The 13,558-nt window shown below is 66.8% G+C and carries 14 protein-coding genes; 6 read left to right on the top strand and 8 right to left on the bottom strand.

Features of this window, described 5'->3' with window-relative positions; translation table 11 throughout:
* Positions 1 to 400: 400 nt before the first annotated feature.
* Together QH168_RS17395 and QH168_RS17400 are read left to right on the top strand one after the other, a co-directional pair.
* Complete coding sequence (locus QH168_RS17395) at positions 401 to 1,177, top strand: HNH endonuclease family protein (RefSeq protein WP_280235705.1); 777 nt, start codon at positions 401 to 403, stop codon at positions 1,175 to 1,177.
* Between the two features lie 35 nt (positions 1,178 to 1,212).
* Entirely contained in the window at positions 1,213 to 1,437 is a 225-nt protein-coding gene (locus QH168_RS17400) for a hypothetical protein (protein WP_280235706.1), read from the top strand.
* Positions 1,438 to 1,494: 57 nt separating this feature from the next.
* Here QH168_RS17400 and QH168_RS17405 read toward each other — a convergent pair whose 3' ends face one another.
* The 4 genes from QH168_RS17405 to QH168_RS17420 all read right to left on the bottom strand — a co-directional run bounded on the left by QH168_RS17405 (position 1,495) and on the right by QH168_RS17420 (position 6,521).
* Positions 1,495 to 2,715: an FAD-dependent oxidoreductase gene (locus QH168_RS17405; protein ID WP_280235707.1), complete on the bottom strand. Its 1,221-nt coding sequence runs from the start codon at positions 2,713 to 2,715 to the stop codon at positions 1,495 to 1,497.
* Between the two features lie 175 nt (positions 2,716 to 2,890).
* Positions 2,891 to 3,538, bottom strand: a complete 648-nt coding sequence (locus QH168_RS17410; protein WP_280235709.1) for a PadR family transcriptional regulator — start codon at positions 3,536 to 3,538, stop codon at positions 2,891 to 2,893.
* Positions 3,539 to 3,659: 121 nt separating this feature from the next.
* Positions 3,660 to 5,696 carry an MDR family MFS transporter gene (locus QH168_RS17415; protein WP_432421119.1) on the bottom strand — a complete coding sequence of 679 codons (2,037 nt, stop codon included), beginning with the start codon at positions 5,694 to 5,696 and terminating at the stop codon, positions 3,660 to 3,662.
* A 165-nt stretch (positions 5,697 to 5,861) separates the two neighbouring features.
* Positions 5,862 to 6,521 (bottom strand): TetR/AcrR family transcriptional regulator, encoded by a 660-nt coding sequence (locus tag QH168_RS17420; protein ID WP_280235710.1) that lies wholly within the window; start codon positions 6,519 to 6,521, stop codon positions 5,862 to 5,864.
* Positions 6,522 to 6,634: 113 nt separating this feature from the next.
* Here QH168_RS17420 and QH168_RS17425 point away from each other — a divergent pair, with 113 nt between their 5' ends.
* Together QH168_RS17425 and QH168_RS17430 are read left to right on the top strand one after the other, a co-directional pair.
* The gene (locus QH168_RS17425) at positions 6,635 to 6,925 is read left to right on the top strand and encodes a hypothetical protein (RefSeq protein ID WP_280235711.1); all 291 of its coding nucleotides are present in this window, start codon (positions 6,635 to 6,637) and stop codon (positions 6,923 to 6,925) included.
* A gap of 79 nt (positions 6,926 to 7,004) precedes the next feature.
* Complete coding sequence (locus QH168_RS17430; protein WP_280235712.1) at positions 7,005 to 7,964, top strand: sigma-70 family RNA polymerase sigma factor; 960 nt, start codon at positions 7,005 to 7,007, stop codon at positions 7,962 to 7,964.
* 17 nt (positions 7,965 to 7,981) lie between these two features.
* Here the strand turns inward: QH168_RS17430 and QH168_RS17435 are convergent, their stop codons facing one another.
* Positions 7,982 to 8,887 carry a LysR family transcriptional regulator ArgP gene (locus tag QH168_RS17435; RefSeq protein ID WP_280235713.1) on the bottom strand — a complete coding sequence of 302 codons (906 nt, stop codon included), beginning with the start codon at positions 8,885 to 8,887 and terminating at the stop codon, positions 7,982 to 7,984.
* Between the two features lie 118 nt (positions 8,888 to 9,005).
* On the opposite strand from QH168_RS17435, the gene QH168_RS17440 reads away from it, so the two are divergent.
* Positions 9,006 to 9,584, top strand: coding sequence for a LysE/ArgO family amino acid transporter (locus QH168_RS17440; RefSeq protein ID WP_280235714.1), 579 nt, complete (start codon positions 9,006 to 9,008; stop codon positions 9,582 to 9,584).
* A gap of 76 nt (positions 9,585 to 9,660) precedes the next feature.
* Here QH168_RS17440 and QH168_RS17445 read toward each other — a convergent pair whose 3' ends face one another.
* The 3 genes from QH168_RS17445 to QH168_RS17455 form a co-directional block, all read right to left on the bottom strand.
* Positions 9,661 to 10,914 (bottom strand): cytochrome P450, encoded by a 1,254-nt coding sequence (locus QH168_RS17445; RefSeq protein ID WP_280235715.1) that lies wholly within the window; start codon positions 10,912 to 10,914, stop codon positions 9,661 to 9,663.
* A 33-nt stretch (positions 10,915 to 10,947) separates the two neighbouring features.
* Positions 10,948 to 12,120 (bottom strand): aminoglycoside phosphotransferase family protein, encoded by a 1,173-nt coding sequence (locus QH168_RS17450; RefSeq protein ID WP_280235716.1) that lies wholly within the window; start codon positions 12,118 to 12,120, stop codon positions 10,948 to 10,950.
* Positions 12,121 to 12,267: 147 nt separating this feature from the next.
* Entirely contained in the window at positions 12,268 to 12,699 is a 432-nt protein-coding gene (locus QH168_RS17455) for a hypothetical protein (RefSeq protein ID WP_280235718.1), read from the bottom strand.
* A gap of 96 nt (positions 12,700 to 12,795) precedes the next feature.
* Between QH168_RS17455 and QH168_RS17460 the strand changes: the two genes are divergently transcribed.
* Complete coding sequence (locus QH168_RS17460; protein WP_280235720.1) at positions 12,796 to 13,416, top strand: MerR family transcriptional regulator; 621 nt, start codon at positions 12,796 to 12,798, stop codon at positions 13,414 to 13,416.
* Positions 13,417 to 13,558: the final 142 nt, after the last annotated feature.

Below are 13,558 nucleotides of genomic sequence, written 5' to 3' on the forward strand. Positions count from 1 at the left end.
CAGTTACGTAGATGAAAGCTTGGTCCGGACCGCTGTCCGGGCCGTGAGCGTCACGACGAGTTCGCGCTCGTGCGACACGACACCCCGGGACTACCCCCTCATCAGCCTCGAGGTGTCGTGGCGCGGCCGGTCTGGACAACTGGCCGCACCCTCAGTCGCGCGGGCGGGAATCGAATTCGCCCGTGGCAAACCATCCCCGGATCAGCGCCGGCACGCTGATCCGGGGATGGTCCACGTGACCACCTGTCCCACTGTGCGTAATCTCATACCTGTCAGTGCCTTCGACAGCACGCGACACCGGGTAGCTTGACGCCCGGTAATTTTCGGGCGCAGGACAAGGAAGTCAGTTGAGTTTCACCGCACTCCAGATCGGTTCTTCCGTCCGCGCCGAGGTCACGCGGTGAACGCGCTGCTCTCCCGCGCCTCGGGCCGAACCCGCACGATCATCGCCGCCGCCGTCTGCCTGATCGCGCTCGCCATCGTCGGCTACGGCTATGTCGACGATATGTTCGCCACCCGTGGCGCCGGTTCCGCGGGCGCGGCAACGACTTCCGGCCGCGATGTCAGCGAACTACTCGGCCGCCTCACCGTGGCGGCCGAGGGCTCGATGAACGGCTACAGCCGGGAGAACTTCCCGCATTGGGACTCCAACAAGCTCGAACACGGCTTCGGCCCCGACTTCGCCCAGTACAGCAAATGCACCACCCGCGAGGTGATGATGCTGCGCGATGCCACCGGCAAGGTCACCCTGGACGCGAAGACCTGCGAGCTGACCATCGGCGCCGACGGCGGCTGGCGCGACCAATACGGCTTCACCGACCGTAAGACCGGGCAACTGAAGCCGTACAAATGGATGACCGACCCCGCCTCCGTCGACGCCGAGCACATCGTCCCGCTCGCCGAGGCGTGGCGTTCGGGCGCCGACAAGCTCGATGAACCCACCCGCCGCCGCATTGCCAACGACGCGGGTAACCTCATCGCCTCCGACCCGTCGGCCAACCGCTCCAAAGGCGATCAGGACGCCGCACACTACCTCCCACCGGGCAATTTCCGGTGTGGCTATATCGATCACTACATCAAGATCAAGGTAAAGTACGGCCTCACAGTCGACCCCGACGAGCAGAAGGCCCTCCGAACCGCCGTCGACGCTTGCGTCGAGCGAGGAGAATTCCGATAAGCGATATCATCGAGCTCACCGCCGCGGCTGCCGTCATGACCGCAGAGGAAGGGACGGTATCCGGCGACCTCGATGTCACCGTCGACGCATCCGGTCACGGATTGGTCCGCTATCGCGATACCGAAACCTGGTACACCATCGGCAACCTCGACGACGAACCCCCGCGCACCTGGACCTCGGTCACCGAACTCGTGACCGCGATCGAAGCCGGAATCGGCGCCCGCGACGCAGCGGGCAACACCATCCCGTTCGAGGCGTGACGCCGTCACGCCGAGAGGCGGACCGGCAGTCGGCCAGTCCGCCTCCCGAGGAAGCGATCAGCGGACCGCGCTGACGAGGTGCTCCACTTCCGACTGCACGTGCGCCTCCCAATCGATGCGGTAGCGCTGGTCATCGCCCGAGGTCTTCTCCGGATTCATCACGGTTTTCACCATGATCGGCATGAGCATCCGTATCATCTTGCGGGTGATCGGTCCGGGCGTCTTGGAATGATTGATCTTCGCGGCGCGGGCGGCGATACCCTCCACGCGGCCGCGGCGCAGCGTCTCATAGGCGGCGAAAGCTTCGGCGGGCGAATCCAGATCGCGCAGGCACCGAGCCAACTGCACCGCGCTTTCCACCGCGAGCGACGCGCCCTGACCGGAACTGTTGGACGGCGCGTGCACGGAATCGCCGACCAGCACCATGCGCCCGCGGTACCAGTGCGGCACCGGCGGCATGATATGCAGGGCGCCGGTGACCTCGAGCTGATCGGCGGTGGTGGCGCGAGCCAGCTGACCGCCCGGCGTATCCTCGCCGTAGGTGTCGCGCAGGACCGACAACCAGTGCTCGGCCGGGATGGCGCGGGCCTCGGTCAACGACAGGTACTGCTTCTGCGGCAGATTCGCACCCCATACGATCCGGCCGTCTCCCTCCGGCCAGTACAGGTAGTACGCGCGCTTGCCGAACGCGAAAACCATGGTCTCGGGCGGGGTGTCGATGGCGGCTTCGGTGCGCGCGCCGAAGCCGAGCATCCCGGTGTAGTCCGGCCCCGGCGCATCGGGATCGATCAATCCGCGCACCGTGGAGCGGATACCGTCGGCGCCGATCAGCACATCGGCGGTGGCGCTGCTGCCGTCGGCGAAACGGGCGGTCACCCCGTCGCCGTGTTCGTCCACACCGACCAGCCGCTTCTCGTATTCGAACGGCACCCCCGACTCGATCGCGTGATCATGCAGCTGCCGGTGTAGTTCACTGCGGTCGACGAGCTGCAACGGCTCCACATCCGGCAGCGTCGGCACCGACACCCGCTTATCGCCGACGGACAGATTCATCGCCGAGATGGGCACCGCGATCGCGCGGACGCGATCGCCCGCGCCGACGACATCGAGGGCGGCGAGACCGTTGGGCGCCAGCGCGAGTCCGCTGCCGATGTTGTGGGCCGGGCCGGGATAGGCCTCGTAGACGCGGGCATCGATACCCGCTGCGCGCAGTGCGGTGGCGGCCACGGGGCCTGCGATACCGCCGCCGATGACGAGCGCGGAACGAACGATGGACATGAGTAACTCCTGATGGGTCGTGCGTATACGGCGGACCGCCCCGTGTGATCACCCATCCGGTTATCCTGTGGTTGCCAAACTCTGGCCGGGTGTGCGATATGCGGGCACGGTCCGAGACGGTTCCCCGAGTTCGGCGGCGGTGTTGCAGCACCTCCGCCGGACTCGGTCTCGGTATCTACTGGTCTGGCCTGTCTCCCTCCATCAGATCGTCGACGCTCTCCTGATTCATGCCGTCGACGTGCCATTTGCGCCAGCCGTCCAGTCCGGGGAATTCCCCGGCGATGAGCTCGTCCCGGAACGATCCGGTCCAGGCCCGTTCGGCTTCCAGCATGGCGAGCCCGTATTCGGACTCGACCATGAACAGTCGCGGTAGCGATCCCTGCGCCGCCTCGAATTCGGCATGCACCGCGGCGATCTGCTCATCGAGCACGGCGAGCCTGCGGCCGAGGAGTTCGATCACCTCCTCCGGCGGCAGCGCCGCGAGAATCGATAATCCGGCGACGTATCTGCCCTGTTCGGGCTGCGGTTCGGCGATCAATTCCCTGGTCCAGTCGATCAGTTCGGCGCGACCGGCCTCGGTGATCCGGTAGATCACCCGCTCGGGCCGCGCGCCTGCGCGTTCACTGCCGACGACTTCGAGGAATCCGGCCTTGGCCATGTTCTGCACGACGGTGTAGAGCGAACCCCATTTGATGTCCATATCGCGGTCTTTACCGCGGTCGCGCAGCGTGGAGGCGATCTCGTAACGGTGCATGGGCCGCTCGATGATCACCGAGAGCACCGCGAGGGCCAGCAGATTGCCGACCTTGCGTTTGGCTGCCATGCACGCCTCCTCTCTACTCGCATACGAATATACGTCCACGAGCATCTGGTGGCAAGGCTCGGACGCGGCGAACCCACGGCCACAGATCAGTGGCGCCGCGTCACCAGCACTCGAATCCCACTCAGGGCGCGGCGGCGAATTCCGATCCGTGCACACCCTGATCGAGCAGTTTGGTCGCGATGCTCTCCAGCGCCTGGTCGAGCAGCATCCGATCGGCGGGATCGGTGCGGTCCCAATCGTCGAGCCGCAGGTCCAGCCAGCGCCGGTAGGCCGCCTTCACCCGGTCGACCTGCGCCTGACCGGCCGCGGTGACGGTGAACAGCGAGCCATGCTGTGCGATGTACCCGGCGTCGCGCACCTCGGCGAAGACCGGCGCGATCACCTCATCGGGCAACCGGTGCACCCGCGCGATCGCCTCGATCGTGGCCTGGCCACGAATCCGGTTGTGCAGATACACCTGTCCGAGCGCCCACGCCTGACCACGCGTGAGGTCGGTGCCCGCGTCGGCCAGGATGACCGGACCGATCGGTGCTTGCGCCCGCGCGGACCGCATGGTCGCGGCGATCGCCCGTTCCAGCAGTACGACCCGGTCGGCGGAATCCGGCACCGAGAACCCCTCGCCGACATCACCCGCGTCGGCGCGGGCACTGTCACGCAACGGCACTTCCTTCAGGAACAGGGCGACGACGAACCCGGCGAGCGCGACCGGAACAACCCACAGGAACACGTGATCGATGGCCGCCGCGTACGCGTCGATGATCGGTTCGGCCAGTTCGGTCGGCAACTCCCGCAACATCTCCGGATTGGCCGCCACCTCGGGCGGCACCCCCGGCGCCTGAGCGAGCGCACCGGCCAGTTCGGGATCGAGTTTGTTGGTGTAGAGAGTGCCGAACACCGCGGTGCCGAATGCGCTGCCGAGGGTGCGGAAGAAGGTCACGCCGGAGGTGGCGGTGCCCAGCTGGGCGTAGGGCACGGTGTTCTGTACGACGATCGTCAGCACCTGCATGGCCAAACCGATTCCGAGGCCGAGGATCAGCATGTACAGCGACTCCAACCAGATACTGGTGTCGCGCCCCATGGTCGACATCAGGTACAGACCGAGCGCCATCACCGCGGTACCCGAGATCGGGAACCAGCGATATCGCCCGGTCTTGCCGACCACCTGGCCGGACAGAATCGAGGTGGCGAACAAGCCGATCACCAGTGGCAGGGTGCGCACACCCGAGGCCGTGGCCGAGACACCGTCGACGTATTGCAGATACGCGGGCAGATACGTCATCGAACCGAGCATCGCGAATCCGACGATGAAGCTGAGGATCGAGCACACCGTATAGACCTGGCTGCGGAACAGCCCCATCGGCAGCATCGGTTCCTCGGCCCGCAGTTCCACCGCGACGAACGCCGTCAACAGCACCGCCGCCGCCACGAACAGTCCGATGATCTGCACCGAGCCCCACGGATATTCGGTGCCGCCCCACTCCAAGCCGAGGATCAGGCTCGATACACCGAGCGCGACCAATCCGATGCCCGCGTAGTCGATGATCGGCTTGGCGATCGCCTTGACGTGCGGGATGGTGCGCGCGGCCAAGGCGATCATGATGATCGCGAGCGGCACGTTGACGTAGAAGCACCAGCGCCAGCTCGCATGGTCGGTGAACAGTCCGCCGAGCGTCGGCCCGATGACGGTGGTGACGCCGAAAACCGCACCGAGCGCGCCCTGATACTTGCCGCGTTCGCGCAGCGGGATGATATCGGCGATCAACGCCATCGAGGTGACCATCAACCCGCCCGCGCCGATGCCCTGAACCGCGCGGGCGATGATCAGCAGCAGCATCCCGTTGGCCAGTCCGGCGACCATGGAACCGACGATGAAGATCAGCGCGCTGAGCTGGAAGATCAGCTTGCGCCCGAACATATCGCCGAGCTTGCCCGCCAGTACCGTGGCGACCGCCTCGGCCAGTAGATACGAGGTGACCACCCACGCCATATGTCCGGCCCCACCGAGATCGGCGACGATCGTCGGCAGGGCCGTCGACACGATCGTCTGATCCAGCGCCGCCATCAGCATGCCGAGGACGATGGTCCCGAACACCACATTGGTCTTGGCCCGGCTCATCGGCTCGGGGGCCCGTTCAGCGACTGCGACGCCACCGCTCATCGGCCCAGTATGGGCTGTGACGCAGTATCCGGGAAGGCAGCGACACGGCAGCGAATACGGGCAGGCGCTCGATCGCCGATCGCATGGACCTCATGGGCACGGGGTGGCGATGTGGCGGAACAACACTGGGCCCGGTTTCGATCAGCGGTCGGGACGACCGCGCCGTCAGCTGGAAAGATGTTGCCGCACAGCGTAGTCGCCGAGTGACGGTTCGAGTGCGGTGAAGGCGATGTCGATGTAGTCGGTGAGCGCGGCGGCGATGTCGTCGTTGGACTGGCCGGCGAGGGTGCGGCGCATGGTCTCGTCGAACAACACCCGGTGCACGCCGCCGAGTTGGGCGGCGGCGATGCGCGGGGTGATGTCGTCGGCGGCGGCGCCGGTCTCCTCGGCGAGCGTGTGGGCGAGGGCGGCTTCGCGTTCCTCGTGGAATTCGCGTAACCGCGCGACCAAGGCCGGGCTTGCGGTGATCATCTCCGCGAAGACCGGCCCGGAGAAGCCGACCACCGGGTCCTGTTCGGCGACCGCGGTCAGGTACGCGCGCCGCAGGGCCGCCCATGCCGATTCACCCGGCTCGCGTTCGCGGACGATGCGTCCGAGCTGGTCGACGAACACCTCCCCCAGGTCCAGCGCCAGGTCCTCCTTACGGGGGAAGTAGTTGGTCACGGTCATCTTGGCGACCTGCGCCGCCGCGGCCACATCGGCGATCGTCACCTTGTCGAACCCGCGCTCGAGGAAGAGCAGGGTGGCCTGATGCGAGATGTTTTCCCTGGTCTGCTGCTTTTTCTTGGCCCGGAGCCCCTGCGGCTCTGCCGTCTGCGTCGTCATACGAACCACCGTACCTGATCTCGTCATAAATTTATGCTTGACATATTTTTAGGTCCGATATAAGTTTGTTCTCGCGTCGCCACGGCGGCGCCGACAGTCGAAGGAGAACGCGCATGACCCACGGCCCCGACAGCACCACTCGCCCCGCCACCACGCACCGAAACGGAGCAGTCACCATGGCCGACAAGTCCACCCCGCAGTCCGCGTTCGACGCCGCGATCCAGCGAATGCTCACCGAGAGCGCTCGGCCGCAGCTCCCCGCGACCGCACCCCGCGCCCGCCGCGCCGAACCCGCGGCCCCGATCGCCGGGCACCGGCGGCGGGCCTGTGAGCAGCGCAGCATCCAACGGAGCCAGCAGTTCCGGGCGGTGCCGCAGCGCCCGCTGCGCATTCCGGGTCGCTGAGCAGACCGGCGAGGGACCGACGGCCCCCGGTCCCTCGCCGCACTCGCGCGCACCCTCCCGACTTGCGAAAGGAACTCCTTTGACCACCCAGTGCCTGCCTTCCCGCCGCATCGCCTCCCCCGCCCTCGGCATCGTCAGCGACGATCCGATCCGCGACTTCCTGCGCGGTATCGGCCGCACCCCGCTGCTGACCGCCGAGCAGGAAGTGGAACTGGCCGAACGAATCGAGGCCGGTGTCCTCGCGCAGCAGCGGCTCGACGAAGCAGATCAGCTGAGCCCCGACGACCGTCGCGCCCTGCGCCGCACGGCGGCCGATGGCGCGCGGGCCAAAGCGCAGATGATCGAAGCCAATCTGCGCCTGGTGGTCTCGATCGCCAAGCGCTATCCCACGCCGACCGGGATGTCGTTACTGGATCTGGTGCAGGAGGGCACATTCGGGCTGATCCGCGCGATCGAGAAGTTCGAGCACCGGCGCGGGCTGAAACTGTCCACCTACGCCACCTGGTGGATCCGTCAGGCCATCGGCCGCGCCCTCGCCGATCAGGGCCGCACGATCCGCATCCCGGTCCATGTGGTGGATGTGATCAACCGGGTGACCCGCACCCAGCGGACCCTGTCCCAGCAGCTCGGTCACGACGCCACCGCCGCCGAGATCGCCGCCGAACTCGAGATGCCGGAGTCCGAGGTCACCGAGGTGCTGCGGCACGCGCGGGAACCAGTGTCGCTGCACACCCCCATCGGCGACGACGCCACCGAATACGGCGTCCTCATCCCCGATACCGCACCCGGCCCCGATGAACTCGCCACCGCCGCCACCATCGGAATCCAGGTGCGCGCCATGCTCGGCGCACTGTCCGACCGCGAGGCCGAAGTCCTCACCCTCCGCTACGGCCTCGACCACAACGAACCCCGCACCCTCGCCGAAGTAGGTGCAGTGCTGGGCGTTTCCCGCGAACGCGCCCGCCAGATCGAAGCCAAGGGTCTCGGAAAGCTGCGCACACCGGGGCGGGCGAAGATGCTGGCGGGGATGCTGGGGTAGGCGGATCTCGGCGATCCTCAGCGTGCCGGGTGCAGGAACTCCGCGGCCGCACGGGCGATGGTCTCGGCTACCAGGGCGAGGGCGGGCACGTCCAGCTTCCACTGTTGCCAGTACAGCGGGACATCCACCCACTTGCGGCGCCCCAACTCGGTCAACGCGCCCGATCGCACCAGTGGCGCTGCTTGCTGTTCGGGAATCATGCCCCACCCGAGACCGGCGGTCACGGCATCGTAGAAGCCTTGCGAGGTCGGAATGTAGTGGCGCAGGCGTCCGGCGTCCGCGGCGCCGCCGGTCAGCGTCCGGACGAATCGGTCCTGGAGGTCGTCGCGGCGGTCGTAGACGATCACCGGCGCGCCCGGCAAACATTCCCGCAGCGATCCGGACGACAGGTGCCGTGCCACGAATTCCGGGTTGGCGGCCGGCAGGTATCGCGCCGAACCGAGCAGTCGCACAGTGCAACCGGCGATCGGCTCGGCCGACGAGGTCACCGCTGCCATCACCTGCCCCTCACGCAGCAGCGTCGCGGTATGTGATTCGTCCTCGCGATAGAGGTCGAAGCAGATCGGCGGGTCCTGCGGTACCCGCGTCAGCGCGGGCAGGAACCAGGTGGCCAGTGAGTCCCCGTTGACCGCGATCGACAGTTGCGCCGGACCGGACTCGTCCGCGATTCCCAACTCCAGCTGGGCATCCCGCTGCAAGGCGGCCAGCTGACGCGCGAATCGCACGATCACCTGGCCGGATTCTGTCGGACGCACGGGCTTCGTGCGCATCAGCAGTACCCGCCCGGTGCGTTGCTCGAGCGCCTTGATGCGCTGACTCACCGCCGAGGGCGTCACATGCAGCGCTTCCGCGGCGGCGTCGAAGGTGCCCTCGTCGACGACGGCGAGGAGGGTGCGCACCTGATCGGAGGGTAGCTCTGACATCACAGATGCTAATGATAGTTAAGGAACTTTAGCTGTACTGATTTCGTAAACCTCCCTACCGTCGGACGTCGTGAACAGCGGCTTCCTCCCGGCAGCACTTGCCGGATTCGGTACAGGTATGTCCCTCATCGTCGCGATCGGCGCACAGAACGCTTTCGTACTGCGCCACTGCGCGCGCGGGCAGGCCGTACTGGTGGTTGTGGTCATCGCGGCCGTCTCCGATGCGATCCTCATCGCCCTCGGGGTAGCCGGTCTGGGTGCCGTGCTGTCCGCGTGGCCCGCCACGCTCACCGTGGTCGGCCTCGCGGGCGGTGCGTTCCTGATCGGCTACGGCGCCTTCGCCGCACGGCGCGCGCTGCGGCCCGCGCTCGGCAACGGCCTGCACAGCGCGGGCGCCACGGCGGGCACGGTCCGGGCCGCGGTACTCACCTGCCTCGCCCTGACCTGGCTCAATCCACACGCCTATCTGGACACGGTGCTGCTGCTCGGCTCGGTGGCCGCCCAACGTGGTTCGCTGCGCTGGGTTTTCGGCCTCGGCGCCATGCTGGCCAGCCTGGCCTGGTTCATCGGCCTCGGCTACGGCGCCCGACTCCTCGGCCCCGTCCTGTCCCGGCCGACCACCTGGCGGGTGCTCGACTGGTTCGTCGCCGCGACCATGCTCACGATGGGCGCCGCCCTGCTCGTACGCACTGCCTGAGCGGCCTCGGAGTTCGGCGCACGCGTCCTCCCGGCGGCCGACACAGCCACGCATCCGGCCTGCGGTTCGGCCCCCGTCAGAAGTTCAGCGGAGCCGCGGGCGGGAAGGTGACCGGGAGTTCGGCCAGCGCGCGGTGGAAGGGGCCGGGGCGCCAGGTGGGTTCGCCGTCGGGGAGGTCGAGTTGCAGGTCGGGGAGCGCGTCGAGGAGTTGGTCGATGGCGTCCTGGGCGATCAGGTAGGCCAGCGATTGCGCGGGGCAGGCGTGTGGACCGACGCCCCAGGCCAGGTGGGCGCGGTTGCCGAGCAGTTCACCGCTACGCACCGCCGGATCGTTGTTGCAGGCGGCCATGCTGATCACCACCGGCTGATGCGCGGGCAGCCACACCTCATCGATCAGGATCGGCTGACGCGGGTAGGTGATCAGCAGGTTCGCCAACGGCGGGTCGTTGAACAGCACCTCGTCCACGGCGTCACGCGAGGAGAGGTTCCCGCCGAGGACGCTGCCGCCGAAACGATCATCGCTGAGGATCAGCAGCAGGGTGTTCGCGATCAGGTTCAGCTGGAATTCGATCCCGGTGCCGTACACCTGCGAGACGTGGTGCGATACCTCCACGTCGTCCATCGCGGCCTCATGTTGCAGCAGCACGGAGGTGATGTCGTTGTCCGGCTCGCCGCGTTTGAGCGTCACCAGCTGCATCAGCGCCTCGCCGAGCAGTTGGTTGCCCTTTTCGGCGTCGACACCTTCGAGCAGCGCCGCCGTACCCGCCGCCACCCGCTGGCCGATCTCGGGCGGGCAGCCGAGCAGATAGTTGACCACCTCGAAGACCAGCGGAAAGACGTACTGGCGAATCAGATCCGCCCGACCGTCGGCGCAGAAGGAATTGATCAGCGGAACGGCGATACCCTCCACCACGCCGTTGAGCGCGTACAGATCGACGTTGTCCATGCTCGCGGTGATGGCCTGCCGATAGCGCACGAAATCGGCGCCCGCGCTCCGGCTCGCCATCGGCCGCCATTCCAGCAGCGGCAGGATCGGGCAGTCGGCCGGAATGTTCTGCTGCCAGGCGCGCGGATCGGCGGGGAAATGCTCGGGATCGTTGAGGATGCGCACCGCCGTGCTGTATCCGATCACCAGGGTCGCCGGAACACCGGGAGCCAGCTCCACCGGCGCCAATGAGCCGTAGCGGTTGCGCATTTCGCGGTAGTGGTGGTGTGGATCGTCGGCGAAATCGGTCGAGTGCAACGACACTCGTGGACCATCGGCGAGGGTCGGCGATCCGTGGACGACCGGGCAGGAGGTGACCTGCGCCCAGGGCGTGGAGGTACTCACGGGGGGAAGCTCCAGACTGTTGCGGAATGTCGGTCAGACGCCGAGGGCATCCAACGAGTCGTGATCATCCAGTGCGGTGGTGATGCGTTTCAGCAGCGTCAAACAAGTTTCGACCGACTGCATCTTGGGTTGATAGGACGCGCGGCCGATGGTGAAAGCCCATGCCGCGTAGGCGAACATGGACTGCTGGCGATAGGCCAGCCAGGCCTCCTCGAACGACGGCGCCGAGCCACGAACCTGCGCCAGCTCATCCAGATAGGCCGCCAACAGTTCGCGATCCCATGCGCGCCGGTCCTCCGGTTCACACCCGGAATTGACGGTGTAGGCGAAATCGTGCGCCCAGCCGCCACGCATCACGACCTGCCAATCGACGAAACCCATCCGCCCCGAACCGGTCACATAGGTCTGCCCGATATGCGGATCACCGTGCAGCAGGGTCGGCGGCAGATCGTTGGTGGCCATATCGATCGCCCGCTCGACACCGGCCCACAACCTGTCGCTCTGCCCGCGCAGCGATTCGGGAACGACCTCGTCGGCGCGCGCCAACCCGATCTCGCAGCGCTTCTTCATATCGATCGCGGCGAGATAGGCCTGGAGCATGTAGCTCGGAGTGTTGAGGACCGCGACCGCCGGGTGCTCCCAGAAGGTGCCGTGCAGGCGCGCGAGATTGCGTACCAGGTCTTCGATCTGATGCCGTTGCACCGGGGTGTTGGGTTCGATGAACGTGGCGTCGCGGGTGGCGGCGATATCTTCCATCAGCGCGATGGAGCGCCAGGACGAATCATCGGCGGCGCCCCAGTATCCGACCGGCGCCTCCATCTCGACCTCGGGCCGGAAGTCGCGGAAGAAGCGGGTCTCGCCGGTGATCATCTTGCCGCCGCCGAGCAGAATGCGTTGGCTGAACGCCGTTGTCGTCTTCGCGAACAGTTCGGTGGGCAGTCCGGCCTGTGCACCCGCCTCGTTGTACTCGACCCGGATCGCGATGCGGGTCGAGGTGCCGCGGCTGCCGTTGGACGTCTCGAACGACACCACCTCGGCGCCGGGTACCTCGCGGCACAGCACCGAGGTCAGCCACGCCGGTGTGATCGTCTGCCCGGATACGGGAACGTCATCGATGGATCGGGCCTTCGGTCGAAAGAGCTTCTCCCCCAAGATATGTCCGCCCACCGCGACCGAACGCCCGAGCAGCCAGAGTTTATGGTTCATTCGCTTGCCTCGATTTCCGAATCGTGTCGAACTGGTCCGAGCGGCCGATCTCGAGTGCACGGGCCCGAACGACAGTACGCGATGCGAACGAAAAAACCTGCCTGACAACGTATTAAGACAGACCGACCTGTTTGTCGCGAACCTCGCTCAGAACCGGTCGATTCCCGCGATCAGCGTCGCGATCCCCGACACCAGCAGCCCGCCGACCAGCAGCGCCGCACCCAACCAAACGCTGGCGATCATGCGATTCGGCCGCACCGGGTCCGTTCCGAGCACCGACAGGAAGAACCCGAGCGGCATCAGGATCGCCGAAACCAGTACGGCGATCGCGCCGCCATTGGCCCAACCCTGACTCGCACCTGCCGCATTGCCGAGTATCGCGAGCAGCACTCCGAGCATCACCAGCACGCCCGCATGCGCATGACCTGCGCGGAAGAACGATTTCTGGAGGTCATTGGTCTCCTGCGCTCCGGTGAAGACGCGCAGCAGGAAGGTGCCGCCGAAGGCGATGGTGACGACGGACAGGATGGTCGCTCCGAGCGCAATGCTCATGAACGGGGTGATCAGCGTGGTGTTCATGGTCGCTCCCTGGAGTCCATTAGATAGCTTTACTGTCCAATAATGGATAGCGGTACTATCCAATGTCAAGGGCGGAACGGAGAAGGAGCGGACGCGATGCTGATGTCAGAGCTGGCGGCGCGCACCGGAGTGCCGGTGCCGACGATCAAGTACTACCTGCGCGAGGGGGTCCTCATGCCGGGCCGCGCCACCAGCGCCACCCGCGCCGAATACGGCGACCCGCACATCAAGCGGATCGCCCTGCTCAAAGCTCTCTCCGGACACGGGCTGGCACTGGCGAAGATCAAAACGATCGTCGGCCTGATCGATTCCCCCGACGAATCCCTGCTCACCACACTCGGCGCGGCCACCTACGCCCTCCCCCCCTCCCCCGAATCCACCGCCGACACCGACCTCCCCCGCGCCCGTGCCGCCTTCACCACCCTCGGCCGTCCCCTGCCGGAGGGACTGCCCGCCGTCGCGCAGCTCGAGCAGGCCCTCACCGACGCCGAAGCCGCGGGCCTGCCCATGACCGCAGACCGCCTCCGCGCCTACGCCCCCCACATCACCGCCATCGCCGCCTACGAAATCGACCGCATGCCCCTCGAATCCCCCGCTGCCGCCGTCGAATACGCCGTCCTCGGCACCGTCCTCTACGAACCCATCCTCGCCGCCCTCCGCCGCATCGCCCACGCCGAACTCACCGCCCAGCGCCTCACCGAGATCGACCCCGGCTGACCGACACCCTCGGTAAGCGGCTCCCCAATGAGCGCCCGTGGATGACGCAGTCCCCCGGTCCTGGACGGCAAATCGGATGGAACCGGATCGCGATAGGGTGCGTCCTATTGATCGAGGGTTGTTCGCACCGAAAGCAGGAGGG

The sequence above is a fragment of the Nocardia cyriacigeorgica genome, assembly GCF_029868385.1.
Classification (GTDB): domain Bacteria; phylum Actinomycetota; class Actinomycetes; order Mycobacteriales; family Mycobacteriaceae; genus Nocardia; species Nocardia cyriacigeorgica_F.

Coding starts and splice junctions, on each gene's coding strand:
- QH168_RS17400 (WP_280235706.1), top strand. CDS start 1,213: ATGACCGCAGAGGAAGGGACGGTATCCGGCGACCTCGATGTCACCGTC.
- QH168_RS17405 (WP_280235707.1), bottom strand. CDS start 2,715: ATGTCCATCGTTCGTTCCGCGCTCGTCATCGGCGGCGGTATCGCAGGC.
- QH168_RS17410 (WP_280235709.1), bottom strand. CDS start 3,538: ATGGCAGCCAAACGCAAGGTCGGCAATCTGCTGGCCCTCGCGGTGCTC.
- QH168_RS17415 (WP_432421119.1), bottom strand. CDS start 5,696: ATGAGCGGTGGCGTCGCAGTCGCTGAACGGGCCCCCGAGCCGATGAGC.
- QH168_RS17420 (WP_280235710.1), bottom strand. CDS start 6,521: ATGACGACGCAGACGGCAGAGCCGCAGGGGCTCCGGGCCAAGAAAAAG.
- QH168_RS17425 (WP_280235711.1), top strand. CDS start 6,635: ATGACCCACGGCCCCGACAGCACCACTCGCCCCGCCACCACGCACCGA.
- QH168_RS17435 (WP_280235713.1), bottom strand. CDS start 8,887: ATGTCAGAGCTACCCTCCGATCAGGTGCGCACCCTCCTCGCCGTCGTC.
- QH168_RS17440 (WP_280235714.1), top strand. CDS start 9,006: ATGTCCCTCATCGTCGCGATCGGCGCACAGAACGCTTTCGTACTGCGC.
- QH168_RS17450 (WP_280235716.1), bottom strand. CDS start 12,120: ATGAACCATAAACTCTGGCTGCTCGGGCGTTCGGTCGCGGTGGGCGGA.
- QH168_RS17455 (WP_280235718.1), bottom strand. CDS start 12,699: ATGAACACCACGCTGATCACCCCGTTCATGAGCATTGCGCTCGGAGCG.
- QH168_RS17460 (WP_280235720.1), top strand. CDS start 12,796: ATGCTGATGTCAGAGCTGGCGGCGCGCACCGGAGTGCCGGTGCCGACG.